The sequence below is a fragment of the Angustibacter peucedani genome (genome assembly GCF_054779595.1).
On sequence record NZ_BAAGXY010000055.1, the window covers coordinates 38,898 to 64,505 of the forward strand.

Consider the following 25,608-nt stretch of genomic DNA (forward strand, 5'->3'; position numbering starts at 1 on the left):
CATGCACATGGCGGCCAAGCGACCGACGACAGGGTTCCTGTCGCGGTTCTCCACGCACCTGTACGGCGTCGCGTTCCTCGTCGTGCTGGCGCTGCTGCTGACGCTGTCGGTGGCGATGTTCCAGAAGCGGTTCACGCCCGTCGTGCTGGTGACGCTGAAGACCGACCGGGTCGGCAACCAGCTGCAGACGACGTCCGACGTCAAGGTGCGCGGCCTGATCGTGGGCGAGGTGCGCAAGATCGAGCACACGGCCGACGGCGCCGACATCGTGCTGGCGCTGCAGCCCGACCAGGTCGGCGCCATCCCGTCCGACGTCAGCGCCCGACTGCTGCCCAAGACGCTGTTCGGCGAGCGCTACGTCGACCTCGTGGTGCCCGACCAGCCCTCGCGCACCCCGCTGCACGCGGGCTCGGTGATCCCGCAGGACCGCACCGCGGTCGCCATCGAGCTCGAGCAGGTCTTCGACAACCTGCTGCCCCTGCTGCGCACCGTGAAGCCGGCCCAGCTGGCCACCACGCTCAACGCGATGGCCACCGCGCTCGAGGGTCGCGGCGAGGCGCTCGGCAAGAACCTCGTGCTGGCCGACCAATACTTCACGAAGTTCAACCCCAACCTGCCGGTGCTGCAGCAGGACATCAGCGGCCTGGCCGACGTCGCCTCGATCTACGCCGCGGCCGCGCCCGACCTGCTGAAGATGGCGCGCGACCTGTCGGTCACGAGCAAGACGCTGGTCGAGAAGCAGAGCGCGTACGCCGGGTTCCTGGCCGGCACGACCGGCTTCGCCCGCACCGCGACGTCCGTGCTGAACGAGAACCAGGACCGGATCATCCGCGTGGGCCGGGTCAACCGCCCCACGCTGCAGGTCCTGCAGCGCTACTCGCCGATCTACGCCTGCTTCGCCCAGGGGCTGACCGGCTGGCTGCCGCGCATCGACCAGGCGTTCGGGTCCAAGTCGTTGCACATCACCCTCGAGGTGGTGCCGCAGCGCCCGGCGTACCAGCCGGGGGAGGAGCCCGCCTGGATCGCCGACCGCGCGCCCGACTGCAAGGGGCTGCCGGGCAAGTCCGGCTCGCAGGCGCACCCGTACACCGGTGACTACATCCCGGACGGCACGCGCAACATCTACAACGCCCCGAGCGGCAGCGCGGTGCCGCCGGCGCTCGCGCAGGGCTCGTCGTTCGTCGACCCGCAGAGCGGTGACGCCGGGACGCCGCAGGAGCAGGCCGTCACCGACGCGCTGTTCGCGCCGATGCTGGGGACGTCGGCGAGCTCGGTGCCCGACATCTCGAACCTGCTGCTCGGCCCCCTCGTGCGCGGGACGCAGGTGAACCAGGGATGAGGACGACGTCGAGCCTGGTCAAGCTGCTGGTCTTCGCCGCCGCGACGATCGTCGCCTTCGGCATGCTCGCCCTGACGATCTCGCCGATCGTCGGCGGCGACCGCTCCGAGTACAAGGCCGTGCTGGTCGACGCGACCGGCCTGGCCAAGGGCGACGACGTGCGCATCGCCGGCGTCAAGGTCGGCCGGGTCAAGGACATCTCGCTCGCCTCGCGCACCCGCGCCCTGGTAACGATGGACGTCGACGCCGCCCACCCGCTGACGCAGAGCACGCAGGTCGTCGTCCGCTACCGCAACCTCATCGGCCAGCGGTACGTCGCGCTGGTGCAGGGCGCGGGCTCGGCCGCGCGTCTGGCGGACGGTGCGACGATCCCGGTCGAGCGCACCCAGCCCGCCCTCGACCTCACGGTGCTGTTCAACGGCTTCAAGCCGCTGTTCGCCGCGCTGTCGCCGCAGGACGTCAACCAGCTCAGCGGCGAGATCATCCAGGTGCTGCAGGGCGAGGGCGGCACGATCAACAGCCTGCTGGCCCACACCGCGTCGCTGACGTCGTCCGTGGCGGACCGCGACGCCGTCATCGGGCGCACCATCGACAACCTCAACGCGGTGCTCGGCACGGTCGACGCGCGCGACGACCAGCTCGACCAGCTGCTGGTGCAGCTGCAGCGCTTCGTGTCGGGGCTGTCCGAGGACCGCGTCGCGATCGGCGAGTCGCTCACCAGCATCAACGGGCTGGCCGCCGACACCGCCGGGCTGCTCTCGCAGGTGCGCCCGCCGCTCAAGGCCGACATCGCGAACCTGCGCACCCTGTCCAAGACCCTGAACGAGCCGGCCAACACCAAGACCTTCGAGCAGTTCATGGACACCTGGCCGAACAAGGTGAACACCCTGACGCGCACCGCCACCTACGGCTCGTGGTTCAACTTCTACCTCTGCAAGTTCGACGGCACGGTCGTGCTGCCGACCGGTGTGCTGGGCCTGACCAAGGACACCCGCCTGCCGGTGAACGTGGCCGACAACGGCGCCGCGCGCTGCGGAGGGGTGGGCTGATGGCGATCCCGTTCCGCGAGCGCAACCCGGTGCCCATCGGGGCGGTCGGCCTCGTCCTCATCGGCGCCATGCTGCTGCTGGCGTTCAACGTGCAGAAGCTGCCCTTCATCGGGCGCGGCACGACCTACCAGGCCGCGTTCAGCGAGGTCGGCGGGCTCAAGACGGGCGACGACGTCCTCGTCGCCGGCGTCAAGGTGGGCAAGGTCAAGAAGATCGAGCTCGACCGCGGCCACGTGCTGATCACCTTCAAGGTCACCGAGCCCGCGCATTTCGGCACCCGCACGGGCGCCCAGGTGAAGATGAAGACCGTGCTGGGGCAGAAGTACCTGGCCCTCGACCCGCAGGGCCCGGGCCAGCTCGACCCCGACACCGTCATCCCGCTCGACCGCACCATCCCGTCCTACGACGTCATCGACGCGTTCAGCGACCTGACGACGACCACCGAGGCGATCGACGTCCCGCAGCTGTCGAAGTCCCTCGACGTCCTGGCCACGGAGTTCAAGGACTCGCCGCCGCAGGTCAAGGCCTCGCTCGAGGGCCTGACCCGGCTCTCGCGCACCATCTCCTCGCGCGACCAGCAGCTGGCCGAGCTGCTCGCGCACGCCAAGGACGTGTCGGGCACGCTGGCCGCGCGCAACGGCGAGGTGCAGTCGCTGATCAAGGACGGCGACCTGCTGCTGCTGGAGCTGCAGAAGCGGCGCGAGGCGATCCACACGCTGCTGACCAACACCGCGGCGCTCTCCGAGCAGATCACCGGCCTGGTGCGCGACAACCGCGCCCAGCTCAAGCCGGCGCTGGACGAGCTGCACCAGGTGCTCGCGACGCTGCAGAAGCACCAGGACGACCTCGACGCCGGCATCAAGGCCATGGCGCCGTTCACCCGGGTGTTCGCCAACACCCTGGGCAACGGCCGCTGGTTCGACTCCTACATCCCCAACCTCGTGCCGATCGGCGGCACCGTTCCCGAGACGAGGTCCAAGTGAGCACCGCCGTCCAGCGCGTCCGGGCGCTCCCGCTGCGCACCGTCGTGGTGGCCGTCGTCGTGGTCGGCCTGCTCGCCGCGGCGGCTGTCGTCTTCTGGCCCGGCACGAAGGACCGCACGATCACCGCGCACTTCACCCGCGCCGTCGGCCTCTACCCGGGATCGCAGGTGCGCGTGCTCGGCGTGCCCGTCGGCACGGTGAAGAGCGTGAAGCCCCAGGGCCAGCAGGTCGAGGTGGTGCTCGCGGTCAAGGGCGACGTCAAGGTGCCGGCCGACGCCCAGGCGGCGATCCTGTCGCCGTCGCTGGTCAGCGACCGCTACGTGCAGCTGCTGCCGGCGTGGACGACGGGCCCGACCATGGCCGACCACGCCGACATCCCGGTCGACCGCACCGCGGTGCCGGTCGAGCTCGACCGCGTGACGCAGAGCCTGGACGACCTGAGCAAGGCCCTCGGCCCGGACGGCGCGAACTCCGGCGGTTCGCTGTCGCGCCTGCTGGCCACCAGCCGCGACAACCTGGACGGCGAGGGCGACAAGGCCAACGAGGCCGTGCGCCAGCTCTCGCTCGCGCTGGGCACGCTCTCGGGCAGCCGCGAGGACCTGTTCACGACCGTCAAGAACCTGCAGACCTTCACCACGACGCTGGCGGCGAACGACCCGCAGGTGCGCCGGCTGAACACCGACCTCGCCTCGGTCGCCGACCAGCTGAACGGCGAGAAGGACGACCTCGGCCTGGCGCTGAAGAACCTCGCGGTGGCGCTGAACGAGGTGTCGACCTTCGTGGCCGACAACCGGGGCGCGCTCAAGACCGACGTCCACCAGCTGGCGTCGGTCACCGGCACCATCGCCAAGGACCGCAACCAGCTGGCCGAGCTGCTCGACAACGCGCCGGTCGCGCTGTCGAACCTGCAGAACGCCTACAACCCGCCCTCGGGCACCCTCGACGTCCGCGACAACTTCAACCAGCTCGACCACCCGGACGAGCTGATCTGCGGCCTGGTCAACCAGCAGGTCAGCAAGGTGACGGCCTGCCAGAAGGAGCTCGGCCCGCTGCTGAAGCCGTTGAGCGGTCTGCTGTCCGGGCTGACCGGCGGGGGCACGCCCTCGCTGCCGACCGGGCTGCTGTCGGGCACGCCGTCGGCCCTGACCACGGGCGGGACGTCGTCCGGCGCCGCCGGTGGGTCCGGCACGTCCGGCACCCTGGTCGACCGGCGCGGGCCCGACCCGACGCTCGGCGGGATCCTGGGGAGCGCGCGATGACCCGCACCCGCCGCCTCGTCGTCGCGGCGCTCGCGCCGCTGCTGGTGCTGCTCGCCGGCTGCCAGGGCGCCTACGACGTCGCGCTGCCCGGCGGCGTCGCCAGCCGCGGCGACATCTACCGCGTCACCGTGCAGCTCGCCGACGTGCTCGACCTGGTGCCGCAGTCGGCGGTCAAGGTCGGCGACGTCACCGTCGGCTCGGTCGAGAAGATCACCCTCGACGGCTGGACCGCGCAGGTCGTCGTCCGGCTGAAGAACTCGGTCGAGCTGCCCGACAACGCCACGGCCGAGCTGAAGCAGACCAGCCTGCTGGGCGAGAAGTACGTCTCGCTGGAGCAGCCGGCCGACGCGGCCCCCGTGGGCCGGCTCTCGGACGGCGACGTCATCCCGCTCTCGCGCTCGGGCCGCAACCCCGAGGTCGAGGAGGTGCTCGGCGCGATGTCGATGCTGCTCAACGGCGGCGGCGTCGGCCAGCTGAAGATCATCGAGACCGAGCTGAACAAGGCGCTGACCGGCAACGAGAGCGCCGTGCGCGACCTGCTCACCCAGCTCGACACCTTCGTCGGTGCGCTGGACTCGCAGAAGGCCGAGATCAACCGCGCGATCGACAACATCGACAAGCTGTCGGCCCGGCTGGCCGCGCAGCGCCAGGACATCGCCACCGCGCTCGACCAGCTGCCCGGCGGCCTGAAGGTGCTCGCCGACCAGCGCCAGCAGCTGACGACGCTGCTGACCTCGCTGAGCCGGCTCGGCGACGTCGGCTCGCGCGTCATCCGGGCCTCCAAGGACGACACCGTCGCCAACCTCACCGCGCTGCGGCCGGTGCTGAAGTCGCTCAACGACGCGGGCGACGACCTGCCGAAGTCGCTGCAGCTGCTGCTGACGTACCCGTTCTCGGACAAGGCGCTCGAGGGCGTCAAGGGCGACTACACCAACCTGTGGATCACGGCCGACCTGGACGCGCGCTCGCTGCTCGACCTGGGCAACGGCCCCAGCGGCCCGCTGCCCGGCATCCCCGGCCTGCCGAGCCTGCCGCAACTGCCCGACGTCACCTCGATCCCGTGCACGATCCTGGGCCAGCTGGTGCAGTTCCCGGGCACCAGCTGCCCGGCGCCGATCAAGCCGGGCGACTCGACGGTGCAGTGCAAGAACGACGCGCTGCCGAGCCTGGTGCTGCCGTTCAAGGGCGTCTCGTGCCCGAAGGGCTGGACCAAGGTGTCGAAGGGCTCGACCCCGGCACCCTCGCCGTCCAGCTCGTCCGGCGGAGGTGGCGGGATCTGCCTGCCCGGCGTGCTCTGCCTCGGGGCCGAGCAGCGCTACGACCAGAACCTCGCCGGGCTGCTGATCGGAGGGGTGAGCTGATGGTCACCCGAGGAGTACGGGTCCAGCTCGTCGTCTTCGTGGCGCTCGCGCTGGCCGCGGTCAGCCTGCTCTCGGCCCGCTACGTCGGCCTGTTCGACAAGGTGGCCGGCGGCTCGTACGTCGTCACCGCCGACTTCGCGAACTCCGGCGGCATCTTCACCGGCGCCGAGGTCACCTACCGCGGCGTCACCGTCGGCAAGGTCGACCGGCTGCGGCTCACCGACGGCGGCGTCCTGGTCGACCTGCGCATGGACCGCGGCGCCGAGGTGCCGCGCGACACCCTCGCGGTGGTCGAGAACCGCTCGGCGGTCGGCGAGCAGTACGTCGACCTCCAGCCGCGCTCGGACGCCGGACCGTACCTCGCCGGCGGCTCGCGGATCCCGCGCGACGACACCCGCACGCCCACCCGCATCGACACCGTGCTGCTGGACGTCGACCGGCTGGTGCGCTCGGTCGACCGCGACGACCTGAGCACCACCGTCGACGAGCTCGGCAAGACGTTCCAGAACGGCGGGACCGACCTGCAGCGGCTGATCGACGCCGGCGACGCGCTGACCCAGTCGGCCACCGAGGCGCTGCCAGAGACCACCAAGCTGATCCAGGACGGCCACACGGTGCTCGACACCCAGAAGGCCTCCGGCACCGACATCCGCTCGTTCTCCAAGGACCTGGCCGACCTGTCCGGCCAGCTGCGCACCAGCGACCCCGACCTGCGCACCGTGCTCGACCGCGGCGTCGTCGCCAGCCAGCAGCTCGACGCGCTGCTGCAGGAGAACCGCCAGGACCTCGGCGCGCTGCTGTCGAACCTCGTGACCGTCGGCCAGGTCACCGTCACCCGCACCAAGGGCATCCGGCAGATGTTCATCACCTACCCGGACGTCGTCCGCGGCGGCTACACGGTGGTGCCCGGCGACGGCACGGCGCACTTCGGCCTGCAGCTCAACGCCGACAACCCGCCGTCCTGCACCAAGGGCTACGAGGACACCAAGCGCACCGACCCGCAGCAGACCACGGGCCTGCCCCCGGTCAACACCAGCGTGCGCTGCGCGCTGCCGCGCGGCTCGGCCAGCGACGTCCGCGGGGCGCAGAACGCGCCGTCGCCGCAGGACCCCTCGTCGTCGGCGTCCTCGATGCCGTTCGGCCTGGACGCCGCGCAGGCGTACGGCGCGGACGTCCCCACCGTCGTCACCTCGGCACCCCCGTCGACCGGTGACTCGTTCGCCTGGATGCTCCTGGGAGGTCAGGGATGAGCCGGCCCGTCGTCCGCACCGCGCTCGCCGGGGCGCTCGCGCTGCTCGTGGTCGCCGGCCTGGTCGCCGGCGTGCTGCTGGGACGCCAGGTGCTCGACCAGCGCCGCTCGGACGCCGCGGGCGAGGACGCCGTGGCCGCCGCGACCCAGCTGGGCGTGAACTTCACGACGCTGGACTACCGGACCTTCGACCGCGACGCCCAGCGCGTGCTCACCGGCTCGACCGGCAGCTTCAAGACCGAGTTCAGCGCGCAGAGCGCCGAGCTGAAGAAGCTCGTGACCACCAACAAGGCGGTCAGCAAGGGCAAGGTCGTCACCGCCGGGCTCGTCTCGCACGACGCCGACAGCGCGCGCGTCCTGCTCGTCGTCGACGCCGACGTCACCAACGCGTCCGCGACCACGCCCGTGCCGCGGCACTACCGTGTGCAGGTCGACCTGGACCGTTCCGGCGAGCAGTGGCTGGCCAGCCAGCTGCAGTTCGTCGGGTGAGGCCCGCCATGACCACCACCAAGTCCCAGGACACCCCCACCGGAGGCCCCCGCGTGAGCCCGACCAGCCGCCCGTCGTCCAGCCCGCGCCCCGGGGGCCGGCGCCGGGTGGCCGGCGAGCGCTCGCGCGGCCGGGTCGAGCAGCCGGACGTCGAGCCCGCGGTCGACACCGTCGTCGAGCCGGACGTCGAGCCGGACGTCGAGCCGACCGCTCCGGCCGAGCCGGTCGAGCCGGTCGAGCCGGTCGAGCCCGCCGAAGAGGCGCCGGCCGAGACCCGCCGCCAGCGGGTCGCGCCGACCTGGCTGCTCGCCGTCCTCGCCGCCCTGCTCGTCGTGGTGCTGGCCTGCCTGGCCGTCCTCGTAGTCGTCGACCGGCGCCACGACGCCGTCGACAGCGCCCGCGGCAACGCCGTGCGCACCGCCCGCACCTCGGCCGCCACCCTGCTCAGCTACGACTACCGCCACCTGGACGCCGACTTCGCGGCCGGCAAGGCCCTGACGACCTCGCCGTTCAGCGAGCAGTACGCGCGCACCACCGGCGACGCGGTCAAGAAGGTGGCGACCGACACCAAGGCGACGGTGCAGGCCGAGGTGGCCGCCACCAGCGTCGTGCGGGCCTCCGCCGACGAGGTCACGGTGCTGCTCTTCGTCAACCAGACGACGACGTCGTCGAGGCTGGAGCGCCCGCAGGTCGACCAGAACCGCGTCGAGATGACGCTGGTCAAGAAGGGCGACCGCTGGCTGGTGTCGCAGGTCAGAGGCCTGTAGCCGGTCCGGTCCGGCCCCCTGGGAGCCGTCGGCGCGGCGCGCCGCAGCAGCGACACCCTTGACGCAGGCCCCCCGGCGCGTCATCCTCGTGGCGCAGCGCACCGCACGGACGGTGGCAGGCCCCGGGGCTCTCCCCGAGCAGGTCGCCGTCGTCCACGGGCGGGGCGTTTCCTCGCGTGCGCGCCGTCGTGTATGCTTGCGCTTTGCGCTGCCCGTCTCCCTGCCCGTCGATCGGATGAGCACCTCTGTGCCCACCCGAGCGCCGGGGCGATCGGCATGCGTACTTACCGCATCAAAGGCCCGTGGAAGGACCCCAGTTGGCTGCCTCGCGCACCGCACGCTCGACGTCCACCGCTCGTACGGCCTCCGGCCGCATCAGCTTCGGCAAGATCCGCGAACCGCTTGAGGTCCCCGACCTCCTGGCCCTGCAGACCGACAGCTTCGACTGGCTCCTCGGCAACGAGGTCTGGCAGCAGCGCGTCCAGGCCAGCGCCGGCGACAGCCACATCCACGAGAAGTCCGGCCTCGAGGAGATCTTCGAGGAGATCTCCCCGATCGAGGACTTCTCCGGCTCGATGTCGCTGTCGTTCCGCGACCACCGGTTCGAGCCCGCCAAGTACTCGATCGACGAGTGCAAGGAGCGGGACATGACCTACGCGGCCCCGCTCTTCGTGACGGCCGAGTTCATGAACACCAACACCGGCGAGATCAAGAGCCAGACCGTGTTCATGGGCGACTTCCCGCTCATGACCGAGCGCGGCACCTTCGTCGTCAACGGCACCGAGCGCGTCGTCGTCTCCCAGCTCGTCCGCTCGCCGGGCGTGTACTTCGAGCGCACCGCCGACAAGACCTCCGACAAGGACGTCTACACCGCCAAGGTGATCCCCTCGCGCGGCGCCTGGCTCGAGTTCGAGATCGACAAGCGCGACATGGTCGGCGTCCGCATCGACCGCAAGCGCAAGCAGTCGGTCACGGTGCTGCTGAAGGCCCTGGGCTGGACCGAGGCGCAGATCCTCGAGGAGTTCGGCGACTTCGAGTCGATGCGCCAGACGCTGGAGAAGGACCACACCTCCGGCCAGGACGACGCGCTGCTCGACATCTACCGCAAGCTGCGCCCGGGCGAGCCGCCGACCCGCGAGGCCGCGCAGACGCTGCTCGAGAACCTCTACTTCAACCCCAAGCGCTACGACCTGGCGCGGGTGGGCCGCTACAAGATCAACAAGAAGCTCGGCGTCGACAAGGAGCCGTCGGCCAGCGTGCTGGACGTCGACGACGTCGTCGCCACGATCCGCTTCCTGGTGACCCTGCACGCGGGTGGCTCGACCATGCCCGGCCACAAGAACGGCGAGGCCGTCGACCTGCGCGTCGAGGTCGACGACATCGACCACTTCGGCAACCGTCGCCTGCGCACCGTCGGCGAGCTGATCCAGAACCAGGTCCGCACCGGCCTGTCCCGCATGGAGCGCGTCGTCCGCGAGCGCATGACCACGCAGGACGTCGAGGCCATCACGCCGCAGACCCTGATCAACATCCGGCCGGTCGTCGCCTCCATCAAGGAGTTCTTCGGCACCAGCCAGCTCTCGCAGTTCATGGACCAGACCAACCCGATCGCCGGTCTGACCCACAAGCGCCGCCTGTCGGCGCTCGGCCCGGGTGGTCTGTCCCGCGACCGCGCCGGCTTCGAGGTCCGCGACGTCCACCCGTCGCACTACGGCCGCATGTGCCCGATCGAGACCCCGGAAGGCCCGAACATCGGCCTGATCGGCTCGCTGTCGACCTACGCGCGCATCAACGCGTTCGGCTTCGTCGAGACCCCGTACCGCAAGGTCTCCAAGGGCAAGGTCAGCGACGAGGTCGACTACCTGACCGCCGACGAGGAGGACGAGTTCGTCATCGCCCAGGCCAACGCGCCGCTGGACGACAGCGGCAAGTTCGCCGAGGCCATGGTGACCGTCCGCCGCAAGGGCGGCGAGGTCGAGCTCGTGGCCGCCGACGCGGTCGACTACATGGACGTCGCGGCGCGCCAGATGGTCTCGGCCGCCACCGCGATGATCCCGTTCCTCGAGCACGACGACGTCAACCGCGCCCTCATGGGCTCGAACATGCAGCGCCAGGCGGTGCCGCTGGTCAAGGCCGAGGCGCCGCTCGTCGGCACCGGCATGGAGCACCGTGCGGCGCTCGACTCCGGTGACGTCGTCCGGGCCGAGAAGGCCGGCGTCGTGCAGGAGGTCTCGGCCGACACCGTCACCGTGGCCAACGACGACGCGACCTACACCACGTACCGCGTGGCCAAGTTCCGCCGCTCGAACCAGGGCACCTCGTACAACCAGCGGTCCGCCGTCGACGAGGGCGACCGCGTCGAGGTCGGCCAGCTGCTGGCCGACGGCCCGTCCACCGACGGCGGCGAGATGGCGCTCGGGCGCAACCTGCTCGTGGCGTTCATGCCGTGGGAGGGCCACAACTACGAGGACGCGATCATCCTGTCCCAGCGGGTCGTGCAGGACGACCTCCTCTCCTCGATCCACATCGAGGAGCACGAGGTCGACGCGCGCGACACCAAGCTGGGCCCGGAGGAGATCACCCGCGACATCCCGAACGTCTCCGAGGAGGTCCTCGCCGACCTCGACGAGCGCGGGATCATCCGGATCGGCGCCGAGGTGCGCGACGGCGACCTGCTGGTCGGCAAGGTCACGCCCAAGGGCGAGACCGAGCTGACGCCCGAGGAGCGCCTGCTGCGCGCCATCTTCGGCGAGAAGGCGCGCGAGGTGCGCGACACCTCGCTCAAGGTGCCCCACGGCGAGACCGGCACGGTCATCGGCGTCAAGGTCTTCGACCGCGACGAGGGCGACGAGCTGCCGCCGGGCGTCAACCAGCTGGTGCGCGTCTACGTGGCCAACAAGCGCAAGATCACCGACGGCGACAAGCTCGCCGGCCGCCACGGCAACAAGGGCGTCATCTCCAAGATCCTCCCCGTCGAGGACATGCCGTTCCTGCCGGACGGCACCCCGGTCGACGTCGTCCTGAACCCGCTCGGCGTGCCGAGCCGGATGAACGTCGGGCAGGTGCTCGAGACGCACCTCGGCTGGGTCGCCTCGCGCGGCTGGAAGGTCGAGGGCTCCCCGGAGTGGGCGCAGGACATGAAGACCGACGCGCTGGAGGCCCCGGCGGGCACCCGCGTGGCGTCGCCGGTCTTCGACGGCGCGCGCGAGGAGGAGATCACCGGTCTGCTCGACAGCACCCTGGTGACCCGCGACGGCGACCGCCTGGTCGACGGCTCGGGCAAGGGCCAGCTGTTCGACGGCCGCACCGGTGAGCCGTTCCCGGACCCGGTCTCGGTCGGCTACATGTACATCCTGAAGCTGCACCACCTGGTCGACGACAAGATCCACGCGCGCTCGACCGGCCCCTACTCGATGATCACGCAGCAGCCCCTGGGTGGTAAGGCCCAGTTCGGCGGCCAGCGGTTCGGCGAGATGGAGGTGTGGGCGCTCGAGGCGTACGGCGCGGCCTACACGCTGCAGGAGCTGCTGACCATCAAGTCCGACGACATCCAGGGTCGCGTCAAGGTCTACGAGGCGATCGTCAAGGGCGAGAACATCCCCGACTCGGGCATCCCGGAGTCGTTCAAGGTGCTCCTGAAGGAGATGCAGTCGCTGTGCCTCAACGTCGAGGTCCTCAGCAGCGACGGCACCTCCATCGAGATGCGCGACGCGGACGAGGACGTCTTCCGCGCCGCCGAGGAGCTGGGCATCGACCTGAGCCGGCGCGAGCCGAGCAGCGTCGAGGAGGTCTGACGGGTCGGTCCACGGACCGCCGTCAACCGACCGTCAGACCACACACCGAGAACTGAGAGAAGGAACCACGTGCTGGACGTCAACTTCTTTGACGAGCTGCGCATCGGCCTGGCGACCGCGGACGAGATCCGCCAGTGGTCGCACGGCGAGGTGAAGAAGCCCGAGACCATCAACTACCGCACCCTGAAGCCGGAGAAGGACGGGCTCTTCTGCGAGAAGATCTTCGGCCCCACCCGGGACTGGGAGTGCTACTGCGGCAAGTACAAGCGCGTGCGCTTCAAGGGCATCATCTGCGAGCGCTGCGGCGTCGAGGTGACCCGCGCCAAGGTGCGGCGTGAGCGCATGGGCCACATCGAGCTGGCCGCCCCGGTCACGCACATCTGGTACTTCAAGGGCGTGCCCAGCCGTCTGGGCTACCTGCTCGACCTGGCGCCGAAGGACCTCGAGAAGGTCATCTACTTCGCCGCCTACATGATCACGTCGGTCGACGACGAGGCGCGTCACCGCGACCTGCCCTCGCTCGAGGCCCAGATCGAGGTCGAGAAGAAGGAGGTCGAGAACCGCCGCGACTCCGACGTCGAGGCCCGCGCCAAGCGGCTCGAGACCGACCTGGCCCAGCTGGAGTCCGAGGGCGCCAAGGCCGACGCGCGCCGCAAGGTGCGCGAGTCGGCCGAGCGCGAGATGAACCAGCTGCGCAAGCGCGCGGACGCCGAGATCGAGCGCCTGTCGTCGGTCTGGGACCGCTTCAAGAACCTCAAGGTCCAGGACCTCGAGGGCGACGAGGTGCTCTACCGCGAGATGCGCGACCGGTTCGGCCTGTACTTCGAGGGCGGCATGGGTGCCGCGGCGATCCAGAAGCGGCTCGAGAGCTTCGACCTGGACGCCGAGGCGGCCTCGCTGCGCGAGACCATCGCCACCGGCCGCGGGCAGAAGAAGACCCGTGCGCTCAAGCGCCTCAAGGTCGTGTCCGCGTTCCTCACGACGCGCAACTCGCCCATGGGCATGGTCCTGGACTGCGTCCCGGTCATCCCGCCGGACCTGCGCCCGATGGTGCAGCTGGACGGCGGCCGGTTCGCGACGTCCGACCTGAACGACCTGTACCGCCGCGTCATCAACCGCAACAACCGCCTCAAGCGGCTGCTCGACCTCGGCGCGCCCGAGATCATCGTCAACAACGAGAAGCGGATGCTGCAGGAGGCCGTCGACGCGCTGTTCGACAACGGTCGCCGCGGCCGTCCGGTCACCGGCCCGGGCAACCGGCCGCTGAAGTCGCTGTCCGACATGCTCAAGGGCAAGCAGGGCCGGTTCCGCCAGAACCTGCTCGGCAAGCGCGTCGACTACTCGGGCCGCTCGGTCATCGTCGTCGGCCCGCAGCTCAAGCTGCACCAGTGCGGCCTGCCCAAGCAGATGGCGCTCGAGCTGTTCAAGCCGTTCGTCATGAAGCGGCTGGTCGACCTCAACCACGCGCAGAACATCAAGTCCGCCAAGCGCATGGTCGAGCGCGGCCGCGCCGTGGTGTGGGACGTGCTCGAGGAGGTCATCACCGAGCACCCGGTGCTGCTGAACCGCGCACCGACCCTGCACCGCCTGGGCATCCAGGCCTTCGAGCCGCAGCTGGTCGAGGGCAAGGCCATCCAGATCCACCCGCTCGTCTGCTCGGCGTTCAACGCCGACTTCGACGGCGACCAGATGGCCGTGCACCTGCCGCTGTCGGTCGAGGCCCAGGCCGAGGCCCGCGTCCTGATGCTCTCGAGCAACAACATCCTCAAGCCGGCCGACGGCCGTCCGGTGACCATGCCCACCCAGGACATGATCATCGGCCTGTTCCACCTCACCTCGCTCACCGAGCAGCCGGTGGGGGAGGGGCGCGTGCTCGGCTCGCTGGCCGAGGCGATCATGGCCTACGATGCCCGTGAGCTGAGCCTGGGCGCGACCGTCAAGATCCGGCTGGCCGGGGTCGCCCCGACCGCCGGGCTCGAGACCCCCGAGGACTGGACCGACGGCGAGCCGCTGCTGGTCGAGACCACGCTGGGCCGCGCGCTGTTCAACGAGACGCTGCCGGTCGACTACCCGTTCGTGAACGAGCCGGTCGACAAGAAGCGCCTCTCGGCGATCGTCAACGACCTCGCCGAGCGCTACCCCAAGGTGCAGGTCGCCGCGACGCTCGACGCGCTCAAGGAGGCCGGCTTCCACTGGGGCACCCGCTCCGGCACGACCGTCGCCATCTCGGACGTCGTCACGCCGCCGCGCAAGAAGGAGATCCTGGAGTCCTACGAGGCCAAGGCCGCGAAGGTCCAGGGCCAGTACGAGCGCGGTCTGATCACCGACGACGAGCGCCGCCAGGAGCTCATCGAGATCTGGACTCAGGCCACCAACGAGATCGCCAAGGAGATGGAGAACAACCTCCCGGCGTCCAACTCGGTGTACCGGATGGTCAACTCCGGTGCGCGTGGTAACTGGATGCAGGTCCGCCAGATCGCCGGCATGCGTGGCCTGGTCGCCAACCCGAAGGGCGAGATCATCCCCCGCCCGGTGAAGGCGAACTTCCGCGAGGGCTTCTCGGTGCTGGAGTACTTCATCTCCAGCCACGGCGCCCGCAAGGGTCTGGCCGACACCGCGCTGCGCACCGCCGACTCCGGGTACCTCACCCGTCGTCTGGTGGACGTGTCGCAGGACGTCATCGTCCGCGAGGACGACTGCGGCACCGACCGCGGGTTCGTCCTGCCGATCGCGGTCGAGGGCACCGACGGCGCACTGCGCAAGCACGACGACGTCGAGACCTCGGTCTACGCCCGCAGCCTGGCCGCGGACGTCGTCGTCGACGGCACCACGGTGCTGCCGGCCGGCACCGACCTCGGCGACGTGTCGATCGACCTGCTGATCAGCCACGGCGTGCGCGAGGTCAAGGTCCGCTCGGTCCTGACCTGCGAGTCCAAGGTCGGCACCTGCGCCCAGTGCTACGGGCGCTCGCTGGCCAGCGGCAAGCTCGTCGACATCGGCGAGGCGGTCGGCATCATCGCCGCCCAGTCGATCGGCGAGCCCGGCACGCAGCTGACGATGCGCACGTTCCACACCGGCGGCGTCGCGGGTGACGACATCACCCACGGCCTGCCGCGCGTCGTCGAGCTGTTCGAGGCCCGCACCCCCAAGGGCGTGGCCCCGATCGCCGAGGCCACCGGCCGGATCGCCGTCGAGGAGACCGACAAGACCCGTCGCGTCGTGCTCACGCCGGACGACGGCTCGGAGGAGCACGCCTACCCGGTGTCGCGCCGCTCGCGCCTGCTCGTGGCGGACGGCGACCACGTCGAGGTCGGCACCAAGCTGGTCCAGGGCGCCATCGACCCCAAGCAGGTCCTGCGCATCCTCGGCCCGCGCGCGGTGCAGACGCACCTCGTCGACGAGGTGCAGGAGGTCTACCGCAGCCAGGGCGTGTCGATCCACGACAAGCACATCGAGGTCATCGTCCGGCAGATGCTGCGCCGGGTGACGATCATCGAGTCCGGCGACGCGGACCTGCTGCCCGGCGAGCTCGCCGAGCGCACCCGCTTCGAGTCCGAGAACCGCCGGGTCGTGGCCGAGGGCGGCAGCCCGGCCTCGGGCCGCCCGGAGCTCATGGGCATCACCAAGGCCTCCCTGGCGACGGAGTCGTGGCTGTCCGCGGCCTCGTTCCAGGAGACCACCCGGGTGCTCACGGACGCGGCGATCAACGGGCGCAGCGACCCGCTGCTGGGCCTGAAGGAGAACGTCATCATCGGCAAGCTGATCCCGGCCGGCACGGGGCTCCCCCGCTACCGCAACGTCCGGGTCGAGCCCACCGAGGAGGCGCGGTCCCTCATGTACGCCATGCCGGGGTACGAGGACATCGACTACGCCCCCTTCGGCCAGGGCTCCGGCCAGGCCGTGCCGCTGGAGGACCTCGACTTCGGGGACCTGCGCGGCAGCTGATGACGCACGAGACCGGACGACGGGGCCGGTCGGCGCGAGCCGGCCGGTCCCGTGCCGGTCATTTTGACCCCGGCGAGCACGGACGGGTAAAGTTGTCCTCCGTGCCTGGGGTCACCCGGGCCGCACGCGCCCGCTGACGCCGAGCCCCGCTCATCGCGAGCTCACCGCGCAGCGACGTCGCCCGACACGCCCGACCACGGGGGCCGGACAGGCCACGGGGGGTCGGGGCGGACCGCCCGGGCGCAGCACCAGACCCAGCACGACACCAGGCAGCACGACCGCGCAAGAGACGGAGACAGAGTGCCCACGATCCAGCAGCTGGTCCGCAAGGGCCGGCAGGACAAGGTCACCAAGACCAAGACCCCTGCCCTCAAGGGGAGCCCGCAGCGGCGGGGCGTGTGCACGCGCGTCTACACGACGACCCCGAAGAAGCCGAACTCGGCGCTGCGCAAGGTGGCGCGCGTGCGCCTCACCAGCGGCATCGAGGTCACGGCGTACATCCCGGGCGTCGGCCACAACCTGCAGGAGCACTCGATCGTGCTCGTGCGCGGCGGCCGGGTGAAGGACCTCCCCGGCGTCCGCTACAAGATCGTCCGCGGCTCGCTGGACACGCAGGGTGTCCGCGGCCGCAAGCAGGCTCGCAGCCGGTACGGCGCGAAGAAGGAGAAGAGCTGATGCCTCGCAAGGGTCCCGCCCCGAAGCGACCGCTCGTCGTCGACCCGGTGTTCAACTCGCCGCTGGTCACGCAGCTGGTCAACAAGATCCTGCTCGACGGCAAGAAGGCCGTGGCCGAGCGGATCGTCTACGGCGCCCTCGAGGGCACCCGCGAGAAGACCAGCACCGACCCGGTCGTCACGCTCAAGCGCGCGCTCGACAACATCAAGCCGGCCATCGAGGTCAAGTCCCGCCGCGTCGGCGGCGCGACCTACCAGGTGCCGATCGAGGTCAAGCCGGGCCGCTCCACGACGCTGGCGCTGCGCTGGCTGGTCAACTACTCGCGCGACCGTCGCGAGAAGACCATGACCGAGCGCCTCATGAACGAGATCCTCGACGCGAGCAACGGCCTGGGGGCCGCGGTCAAGCGTCGCGAGGACACGCACAAGATGGCCGAGTCCAACAAGGCCTTCGCGCACTACCGCTGGTGAGCCGTCGGCGGGGGCCGCGCGCCCCCGCCGCGCACCGGCACGCAGAACTTTGAGACACGGGGTCGACACCGGCCCTGAATCGACGCAGAGGGCAGGAAAACCGTGGCACAGGACGTGCTGACCGACCTCACCAAGGTCCGCAACATCGGCATCATGGCGCACATCGACGCCGGCAAGACCACCACCACCGAGCGGGTCCTGTTCTACACCGGGATCAACTACAAGATCGGTGAGGTCCACGACGGCGCGGCCACGATGGACTGGATGGAGCAGGAGCAGGAGCGCGGCATCACCATCACGTCGGCCGCGACGACCTGCTTCTGGGAGGGCACCCAGTTCAACATCATCGACACCCCCGGCCACGTCGACTTCACCGTCGAGGTCGAGCGCTCGCTGCGCGTCCTCGACGGCGCGGTCGCGGTGTTCGACGGCAAGGAGGGCGTCGAGCCCCAGTCCGAGACCGTGTGGCGCCAGGCCGACAAGTACAACGTCCCGCGCATCTGCTTCGTCAACAAGATGGACAAGCTCGGCGCGGACTTCTACTTCACCGTGCAGACGATCATCGACCGCCTCGGCGCCAAGCCGCTGCCGATCCAGCTGCCCATCGGCTCCGAGAGCGACTTCGTCGGCGTCGTCGACCTGATGTACATGCGCGCCCTCACCTGGCGCGGCGACACGGGCAAGGGCGAGGCCTACACGATCGAGGAGATCCCGGCCGACCTGGTCGAGAAGGCCAACGAGTACCGGCACACCCTGGTCGAGACCCTCGCCGAGAGCGACGAGGCGCTGCTCGAGAAGTACCTCGGCGGCGAGGAGCTCACGCCCGAGGAGCTCAAGGGCGCGCTGCGCAAGCTCACGGTCACCGGCGACATCTACCCGGTCCTGTGCGGCTCGGCGTTCAAGAACAAGGGCGTGCAGCCCATGCTCGACGCCGTCGTCGACTACCTGCCCTCGCCGCTCGACGTCCCGCCGATGATCGGCCACGACGTCCGCGACGAGTCCGTCGAGATCATCCGCAAGCCGGACGCCTCCGAGCCGTTCTCGGCGCTGGCGTTCAAGGTCGCCTCGCACCCGTTCTTCGGCAAGCTGACCTACGTGCGCGTGTACTCCGGCCACGTCGCGTCGGGCTCGGGCGTCATCAACTCGACCAAGGGCCGCAAGGAGCGCATCGGCAAGCTGTTCCAGATGCACTCCAACAAGGAGAACCCGGTCGAGGACGCCACCGCGGGCCACATCTACGCGATGATCGGCCTGAAGGACACCACCACCGGCGACACCCTGTGCGACCCGAGCGACCAGGTCGTCCTGGAGTCCATGACCTTCCCGGACCCGGTCATCTCGGTCGCGATCGAGCCCAAGACCAAGGGCGACCAGGAGAAGCTGGGCACCGCGATCCAGAAGCTCGCCGAGGAGGACCCGACCTTCCAGGTGCAGCAGGACGAGGAGACCGGCCAGACCATCATCAAGGGCATGGGCGAGCTCCACCTCGACATCCTCGTCGACCGCATGCGGCGCGAGTTCAAGGTGGAGGCGAACGTCGGCAAGCCCCAGGTCGCCTACCGCGAGACGATCCGTCGTCCGGTCGTGAAGTTCGACTACACCCACAAGAAGCAGACGGGTGGCTCGGGCCAGTACGCGAAGGTGCAGCTCACCTTCGAGCCGCTGGTGTCCGAGGACGGCGCGATGTACGAGTTCGAGAACAAGGTCACCGGTGGCCGTGTCCCGCGCGAGTACATCCCCAGCGTCGACCACGGCATCCAGGACGCCATGCAGCTGGGCGTCCTGGCCGGCTACCCCCTCGTGGGTCTCAAGGCCACGCTGCTCGACGGTGCGGCCCACGACGTCGACTCCTCGGAGATGGCGTTCAAGATCGCCGGCTCGATGGCGCTGAAGGAGGCCGTCCGCCAGGCCGACCCCGTCCTGCTCGAGCCGGTCATGGCCGTCGAGGTGCGCACGCCCGAGGACTACATGGGCGACGTCATCGGCGACCTGAACGCGCGGCGCGGCCAGATCCAGTCGATGGAGGACGCCTCGGGCGCCAAGGTCGTCCGGGCCCTGGTCCCGCTGTCCGAGATGTTCGGCTACGTTGGCGACCTGCGCTCCAAGACCCAGGGCCGGGCGAACTACAGCATGCAGTTCGACTCCTACGCCGAGGTGCCCCGCAACGTCTCCGAGGAGATCATCAAGAAGGCGCGGGGCGAGTAGCTCCACCTGCACCACCAGCACGACCCAGCAGTACAGACACCACAGACCTGCCGCATCACCCAGAACCGCGGCGACAGACCCAGTCCTGAGGAGGACCCACAGTGGGTAAGGCGAAGTTCGAGCGGACTAAGCCGCACGTCAACATCGGCACCATCGGTCACATCGACCACGGCAAGACGACGCTGACGGCCGCGATCACCAAGGTGCTGCACGACAAGTACCCGAACCTCAACGAGGCGTCGGCCTTCGACCAGATCGACAAGGCGCCCGAGGAGAAGCAGCGCGGCATCACGATCTCGATCGCGCACGTCGAGTACCAGACCGAGGCGCGGCACTACGCGCACGTCGACTGCCCCGGGCACGCCGACTACATCAAGAACATGATCACCGGTGCGGCCCAGATGGACGGCGCGATCCTCGTGGTCGCCGCCACCGACGGCCCGATGCCGCAGACGAAGGAGCACGTCCTCCTGGCCCGCCAGGTCGGCGTCCCCTACATCGTCGTCGCGCTGAACAAGGCCGACATGGTCGACGACGAGGAGATCCTCGAGCTCGTCGAGATGGAGGTCCGCGAGCTGCTGACCTCCTACGAGTTCCCGGGCGACGACCTGCCGGTCGTGCGCGTCTCGGCGCTGAAGGCGCTCGAGGGCGACGCCGAGTGGGGCGACAAGCTCATGGAGCTCATGAACGCGGTCGACGAGTCGATCCCGCAGCCGGAGCGCGACACCGACAAGCCGTTCCTCATGCCCGTCGAGGACGTCTTCACGATCACCGGTCGCGGCACCGTCGTCACCGGTCGTATCGAGCGCGGCATCCTCAAGGTCAACGAGGAGGTCGAGATCGTCGGCATCCACACCGGCCCGCCGGCCAAGACGACCGTCACCGGCATCGAGATGTTCCGCAAGCTGCTCGACGAGGGCCAGGCGGGCGAGAACGTCGGCCTCCTGCTGCGCGGCATCAAGCGCGAGGACGTCGAGCGTGGCCAGGTCGTCTGCAAGCCGGGCTCGATCACCCCGCACACCGAGTTCGAGGCGAACGTCTACATCCTGAGCAAGGACGAGGGTGGCCGGCACACGCCGTTCTACGGCAACTACCGCCCCCAGTTCTACTTCCGGACGACGGACGTGACCGGCGTCGTGACCCTCCCCGAGGGCACCGAGATGGTCATGCCGGGTGACAACACCGAGATGAAGGTGGACCTCATCCAGCCGATCGCGATGGACGAGGGCATGGGCTTCACCATCCGCGAGGGTGGCCGCACCGTCGGTGCGGGCCGCGTCACCAAGATCATCAAGTAGTTCCTGCACCACCGGCCACGGGGCTCGGGCGGATTTCGCCCGGGCCCCGTGGCGCGGCCGGGCACCGGCCGGCCACCGCCTCGTGCGGATTGGCCAAGGGCCGGGTGCCTCTGGCACACTGGACCAGTTGCTCGACGCGCCCCGGCGCGGCTGACCACCACGTGGGCGGCTCCCGGCGCTCCGCCTGACGGCGGGGAAGGCGTGTCGACGTCCGGCCCAGGCCGGTGACCGACAAGACCCGACGAGGACGGCATCCGCCAGGATGTCAGCCCCGGCGCGTGGCGCAAGCGCGACACGCCCGACCTCGGGGGTCGGACGAAGGTCACCAACCCCGGAGCGGCTCCCGCCGACCCGGGCCAGCAGCACCAGCGACGAGAGAGAGTTCAACGAAGCGATGGCGGGACAGAAGATCCGCATCCGGCTGAAGTCCTACGACCACGAGGTCATCGACAGCTCGGCGCGCAAGATCGTCGACACGGTGACGCGCGCTGGTGCGACGGTCGTCGGTCCGGTGCCGCTGCCGACGGAGAAGAACGTCTACTGCGTCATCCGTTCGCCGCACAAGTACAAGGACAGCCGCGAGCACTTCGAGATGCGCACGCACAAGCGCCTCATCGACATCATCGACCCCACGCCGAAGGCCGTCGACTCGCTCATGCGGCTCGACCTGCCGGCGGACGTGAACATCGAGATCAAGCTCTGAGGACACCAACACCATGACCAAGCAGATCCAGGGCGTCCTGGGTGAGAAGCTCGGAATGACCCAGGTCTGGGACGACGCGGGCCGGCTCGTGCCGGTGACCGTCGTGCAGGCCGGGCCGTGCGTCGTCACCCAGGTCCGTACCTCCGACAGCGACGGTTACGACGCCGTCCAGATCGCGTACGGCGCGATCGACCCTCGCAAGGTGAACCAGCCGATGGCCGGTCACTTCGCGAAGGCCGGTGTCACCCCGCGTCGCCACCTGGTCGAGCTGCGCACCGCCGACGCCGGCGAGTACGCCCTCGGGCAGGAAGTCACCGTCGAGGTCTTCGCGGCCGGCCAGAAGGTCGACGTCGTCGGGACCACGAAGGGCAAGGGCACCGCCGGCGTCATGAAGCGTCACGGCTTCAAGGGCGTCAGCGCCTCGCACGGCTCGCACCGCAACCACCGCAAGCCCGGCTCGATCGGCGGGGCCTCGACGCCCGGCCGCGTGTTCAAGGGCCTGAAGATGGCCGGTCGCATGGGCAACGTGCGCAAGACCACCCAGAACCTCACCGTGCACGCCGTCGACGCCGACAAGGGCCTGCTGCTCATCAAGGGCGCCGTCCCCGGCCCCAAGGGCGGCGTGGTGCTGGTCAAGACCGCTGCCAAGCTCACCGTGAAGGGGGCCTGACACCATGTCGACCATCGACGTCCTCTCGCCGTCCGGCAAGAAGTCCGGCACGGTCGAGCTGCCCGCCGAGATCTTCGACGTGCAGACCAACGTGCCGCTGATCCACCAGGTCGTGGTGGCCCAGCAGGCCGCCGCCCGCCAGGGCACGCACGCCACCAAGACCCGCGGCGAGGTCCGCGGCGGTGGCCGCAAGCCCTACCGCCAGAAGGGCACCGGCCGCGCCCGTCAGGGCTCGACCCGTGCGCCGCAGTTCGCCGGCGGTGGCGTCGTGCACGGCCCCCAGCCGCGCGACTACAGCCAGCGCACGCCCAAGAAGATGAAGGCCGCCGCCCTGCGCGGGGCCCTGTCCGACCGGGCGCGCAACGGCCGCGTGCACGTGCTGTCCTCGCTGGTCGAGGGCGACGCGCCGTCCACCAAGGCCGCCGTCCAGGCGCTGGCCGCGGTGTCCGAGCGCAAGCACCTGCTCGTGGTCGTCCAGCGCGACGACGTCCTGGCCTGGAAGAGCCTGTCGAACGTCGACCGCGTCCACGCGATCGTGCCCGACCAGCTCAACACCTACGACGTGCTGTGCGCCGACGACGTGGTCTTCACGTCCGCCGCGCTCGACGCGTTCGTCGCGGGCCCGGCCAAGGGCAAGAGCGCCAAGGCCGTCGCGACCGAGTCCGAGGCTGCCGACGAGGAGGCCGCGAAGTGAGCACCCAGCTGCAGAAGGACCCGCGCGACGTGCTGCTCGCGCCGGTCGTGTCCGAGAAGAGCTACGGCCTGCTCGACGAGGGGGCCTACACCTTCGTCGTCGACCCGCGCGCCAACAAGACCGAGATCCGCATCGCGGTCGAGCAGGTCTTCGGCGTCAAGGTGAAGTCGGTCAACACCCTCAACCGCAAGGGCAAGACCCGCCGCACCCGGTTCGGCCTGGGCAAGCGCAAGGACACCAAGCGGGCCATCGTGACCCTGAGCGAGGGGTCCATCGACATCTTCGGGGGTCCGGTCTCCTGACCGGGTCGCCGACGAGAGCACCGAAGAGGACTTCAAGCATGGGTATCCGCAAGTACAAGCCGACGACCCCGGGCCGCCGCGGTTCGAGCGTCGCCGACTTCGTCGAGGTGACGCGCTCGCAGCCGGAGAAGTCGCTGGTCCGCCCGCTCAGCAAGAGCGGCGGCCGCAACAACTCCGGCCGCGTGACCACCCGCCACATCGGTGGTGGCCACAAGCGCGCCTACCGGGTCATCGACTTCCGTCGTCACGACAAGGACGGCGTGCCGGCCAAGGTCGCTCACATCGAGTACGACCCCAACCGCACGTCGCGCATCGCGCTGCTGCACTACGCGGACGGCGAGAAGCGCTACATCCTCGCCCCCGCCAAGCTGCGCCAGGGCGACCAGATCGAGAACGGCCCCTCGGCCGACATCAAGCCCGGCAACAACCTGCCGCTGCGCAACATCCCCGTGGGCACGGTCATCCACGCCATCGAGCTGCGGCCCGGTGGCGGCGCGAAGATCGCCCGCTCGGCCGGTGCCAGCGTGCAGCTCGTCGCCAAGGACGGCCCCTACGCCCAGCTGCGCATGCCGTCCGGCGAGATCCGCAACGTCGACCTGCGCTGCCGCGCGTCGATCGGCGAGGTGGGCAACGCCGAGCAGTCGAACATCAACTGGGGCAAGGCCGGCCGCATGCGCTGGAAGGGCAAGCGCCCGACCGTCCGCGGTGTGGCCATGAACCCGATCGACCACCCGCACGGTGGTGGCGAGGGCAAGACCTCCGGCGGCCGTCACCCGGTCAGCCCGTGGGGCCAGCCCGAGGGCCGCACCCGTCGTCCGAACAAGGACAGCGACAAGCTGATCGTCCGTCGCCGTCGTACCGGCAAGAAGCGCTGAGGAGCCCTGACACATGCCTCGTAGTCTGAAGAAGGGCCCCTTCGTCGACGACCACCTGCAGAAGAAGGTGGACGTGCAGAACGAGAAGGGGACCAAGAACGTCATCAAGACCTGGTCCCGGCGCTCGATGATCGTGCCGGACATGCTCGGCCACACGATCGCCGTGCACGACGGCCGCAAGCACGTCCCGGTCTTCGTGACCGAGTCGATGGTCGGCCACAAGCTCGGTGAGTTCGCTCCGACCCGCACCTTCCGCGGGCACGAGAAGGACGACCGCAAGGGCCGCCGGCGCTGACGCGCCGGCCTCACCGGACACAGACAGAACTCACCGAGAGACAAGGGACAGCGATGGAAGCCAAGGCGCAGGCGCGGTACGTCCGTGTCACGCCCCAGAAGGCCCGCCGCGTCGTCGACCTCATCCGAGGCAAGCAGGCGACGCAGGCCAGCGCGGTGCTGCAGTTCGCACCGCAGGCCGCCAGCGACCCCGTGCGCAAGGTGCTCGAGAGCGCCGTCGCGAACGCGCGGGTCAAGGCGGACAAGGCCTCCGAGGCGTTCGACGAGCGCGAGCTCGTCGTGCAGGCCGCGTACGTCGACGAGGGACCGACCATGAAGCGGTTCCGGCCGCGCGCGCAGGGTCGGGCATACCGCATCCGCAAGCGCACGAGCCACATCACCGTGGTCGTGGGCACCGTCGACACCGAGAGCACCGGCCGTCAGGCCGCCACGAAGGGGAGGACCCGCTAGTGGGACAGAAGGTCAACCCGCACGGGTTCCGCCTGGGCATCACCACCGACCACAAGAGCCGGTGGTTCGCCGACAGCACGAAGCCGGGCCAGCGCTACCGCGACTACGTGAAGGAAGACGTCGCGATCCGCAAGCTCATGTCCACGGGCATGGAGCGGGCCGGCATCAGCAAGGTCGAGATCGAGCGCACGCGCGACCGCGTCCGCGTCGACATCCACACCGCCCGGCCGGGCATCGTCATCGGCCGTCGCGGCGCGGAGGCCGACCGCATCCGCGGCGAGCTGGAGAAGCTCACGGGCAAGCAGGTGCAGCTGAACATCCTCGAGGTCAAGAACCCCGAGATCGACGCGCAGCTGGTCGCCCAGGGCATCGCCGAGCAGCTCTCGGCCCGCGTCTCGTTCCGCCGCGCCATGCGCAAGGGCATGCAGAGCTCGCTGCGCGCCGGTGCCAAGGGCATCCGGGTGCAGTGCTCGGGCCGCCTCGGTGGCGCCGAGATGTCGCGCTCGGAGTTCTACCGCGAGGGGCGCGTGCCGCTGCACACCCTGCGCGCGAACATCGACTACGGCCTGTACGAGGCCCGGACGACGTTCGGCCGGATCGGCGTGAAGGTCTGGATCTACAAGGGTGACGTCACGGCCAAGGAGCTCGCGCAGCAGCAGGCCGCTGCCCCGCGCGCGCCCCGCGGCCCGGGCCGCGACCGCGGCGACCGTCCGGCGCGCGGCGCGCGCACGGACCGG

Annotated in this window: 22 protein-coding genes; all 22 read left to right on the plus strand. The window is 70.0% G+C overall.

Going from position 1 to position 25,608, the window contains the following annotated elements; translation table 11 throughout:
• Nucleotides 1–7 precede the first annotated feature (7 nt).
• A complete protein-coding gene (locus tag ACYVJ4_RS11270; protein WP_460460224.1) occupies nt 8–1,339 on the plus strand; it encodes an MCE family protein in 1,332 nt (443 codons plus the stop codon).
• Nucleotides 1,336–2,388, plus strand: a complete 1,053-nt coding sequence (locus ACYVJ4_RS11275) for an MCE family protein (protein WP_460460225.1) — start codon at nt 1,336–1,338, stop codon at nt 2,386–2,388. Before ACYVJ4_RS11270 ends, ACYVJ4_RS11275 begins: the two co-directional genes overlap by 4 nt.
• The gene (locus tag ACYVJ4_RS11280; protein ID WP_460460226.1) at nt 2,388–3,371 is read left to right on the plus strand and encodes an MCE family protein; all 984 of its coding nucleotides are present in this window, start codon (nt 2,388–2,390) and stop codon (nt 3,369–3,371) included. Before ACYVJ4_RS11275 ends, ACYVJ4_RS11280 begins: the two co-directional genes overlap by 1 nt.
• Nucleotides 3,368–4,630 carry an MCE family protein gene (locus tag ACYVJ4_RS11285; RefSeq protein ID WP_460460227.1) on the plus strand — a complete coding sequence of 421 codons (1,263 nt, stop codon included), beginning with the start codon at nt 3,368–3,370 and terminating at the stop codon, nt 4,628–4,630. Before ACYVJ4_RS11280 ends, ACYVJ4_RS11285 begins: the two co-directional genes overlap by 4 nt.
• Entirely contained in the window at nt 4,627–5,991 is a 1,365-nt protein-coding gene (locus tag ACYVJ4_RS11290; RefSeq protein ID WP_460460228.1) for an MCE family protein, read from the plus strand. The genes ACYVJ4_RS11285 and ACYVJ4_RS11290 overlap by 4 nt, the downstream gene beginning before the upstream one ends.
• Nucleotides 5,991–7,241: an MCE family protein gene (locus ACYVJ4_RS11295; protein WP_460460229.1), complete on the plus strand. Its 1,251-nt coding sequence runs from the start codon at nt 5,991–5,993 to the stop codon at nt 7,239–7,241. Before ACYVJ4_RS11290 ends, ACYVJ4_RS11295 begins: the two co-directional genes overlap by 1 nt.
• Nucleotides 7,238–7,729, plus strand: a complete 492-nt coding sequence (locus ACYVJ4_RS11300; RefSeq protein WP_460460230.1) for a hypothetical protein — start codon at nt 7,238–7,240, stop codon at nt 7,727–7,729. Before ACYVJ4_RS11295 ends, ACYVJ4_RS11300 begins: the two co-directional genes overlap by 4 nt.
• Before the next feature lie 8 nt (nt 7,730–7,737).
• Nucleotides 7,738–8,496 (plus strand): hypothetical protein, encoded by a 759-nt coding sequence (locus ACYVJ4_RS11305; RefSeq protein ID WP_460460231.1) that lies wholly within the window; start codon nt 7,738–7,740, stop codon nt 8,494–8,496.
• Between the two features lie 317 nt (nt 8,497–8,813).
• Complete coding sequence (rpoB, locus tag ACYVJ4_RS11310; RefSeq protein ID WP_460460243.1) at nt 8,814–12,290, plus strand: DNA-directed RNA polymerase subunit beta; 3,477 nt, start codon at nt 8,814–8,816, stop codon at nt 12,288–12,290.
• Between the two features lie 69 nt (nt 12,291–12,359).
• Complete coding sequence (locus tag ACYVJ4_RS11315) at nt 12,360–16,235, plus strand: DNA-directed RNA polymerase subunit beta' (protein WP_460460232.1); 3,876 nt, start codon at nt 12,360–12,362, stop codon at nt 16,233–16,235.
• A 300-nt stretch (nt 16,236–16,535) separates the two neighbouring features.
• Entirely contained in the window at nt 16,536–16,910 is a 375-nt protein-coding gene (rpsL, locus tag ACYVJ4_RS11320) for a 30S ribosomal protein S12 (protein WP_056675708.1), read from the plus strand.
• Entirely contained in the window at nt 16,910–17,380 is a 471-nt protein-coding gene (rpsG, locus tag ACYVJ4_RS11325) for a 30S ribosomal protein S7 (RefSeq protein ID WP_460460233.1), read from the plus strand. Before rpsL ends, rpsG begins: the two co-directional genes overlap by 1 nt.
• 102 nt (nt 17,381–17,482) lie before the next feature.
• Nucleotides 17,483–19,585, plus strand: a complete 2,103-nt coding sequence (fusA, locus tag ACYVJ4_RS11330) for an elongation factor G (protein WP_460460234.1) — start codon at nt 17,483–17,485, stop codon at nt 19,583–19,585.
• 101 nt (nt 19,586–19,686) lie between these two features.
• Nucleotides 19,687–20,883, plus strand: a complete 1,197-nt coding sequence (tuf, locus tag ACYVJ4_RS11335) for an elongation factor Tu (RefSeq protein WP_460460235.1) — start codon at nt 19,687–19,689, stop codon at nt 20,881–20,883.
• Between the two features lie 394 nt (nt 20,884–21,277).
• Nucleotides 21,278–21,586: a 30S ribosomal protein S10 gene (rpsJ, locus tag ACYVJ4_RS11340; RefSeq protein WP_056675697.1), complete on the plus strand. Its 309-nt coding sequence runs from the start codon at nt 21,278–21,280 to the stop codon at nt 21,584–21,586.
• 13 nt (nt 21,587–21,599) lie between these two features.
• Nucleotides 21,600–22,256 (plus strand): 50S ribosomal protein L3, encoded by a 657-nt coding sequence (gene rplC, locus ACYVJ4_RS11345; protein WP_460460236.1) that lies wholly within the window; start codon nt 21,600–21,602, stop codon nt 22,254–22,256.
• A gap of 4 nt (nt 22,257–22,260) precedes the next feature.
• Nucleotides 22,261–22,950, plus strand: coding sequence for a 50S ribosomal protein L4 (gene rplD, locus ACYVJ4_RS11350; RefSeq protein WP_460460237.1), 690 nt, complete (start codon nt 22,261–22,263; stop codon nt 22,948–22,950).
• Nucleotides 22,947–23,252, plus strand: a complete 306-nt coding sequence (gene rplW, locus ACYVJ4_RS11355) for a 50S ribosomal protein L23 (protein ID WP_460460238.1) — start codon at nt 22,947–22,949, stop codon at nt 23,250–23,252. The genes rplD and rplW overlap by 4 nt, the downstream gene beginning before the upstream one ends.
• Before the next feature lie 38 nt (nt 23,253–23,290).
• Nucleotides 23,291–24,127, plus strand: a complete 837-nt coding sequence (gene rplB, locus ACYVJ4_RS11360) for a 50S ribosomal protein L2 (protein ID WP_460460239.1) — start codon at nt 23,291–23,293, stop codon at nt 24,125–24,127.
• A gap of 13 nt (nt 24,128–24,140) precedes the next feature.
• Complete coding sequence (gene rpsS, locus ACYVJ4_RS11365; protein ID WP_345715416.1) at nt 24,141–24,422, plus strand: 30S ribosomal protein S19; 282 nt, start codon at nt 24,141–24,143, stop codon at nt 24,420–24,422.
• 53 nt (nt 24,423–24,475) lie between these two features.
• Nucleotides 24,476–24,871, plus strand: coding sequence for a 50S ribosomal protein L22 (rplV, locus tag ACYVJ4_RS11370; protein WP_460460240.1), 396 nt, complete (start codon nt 24,476–24,478; stop codon nt 24,869–24,871).
• On the plus strand, nt 24,871–25,608 hold a 738-nt coding region (gene rpsC / locus ACYVJ4_RS11375), incomplete at its 3' end, for a 30S ribosomal protein S3 (RefSeq protein ID WP_460460241.1). The genes rplV and rpsC, both read left to right, overlap by 1 nt.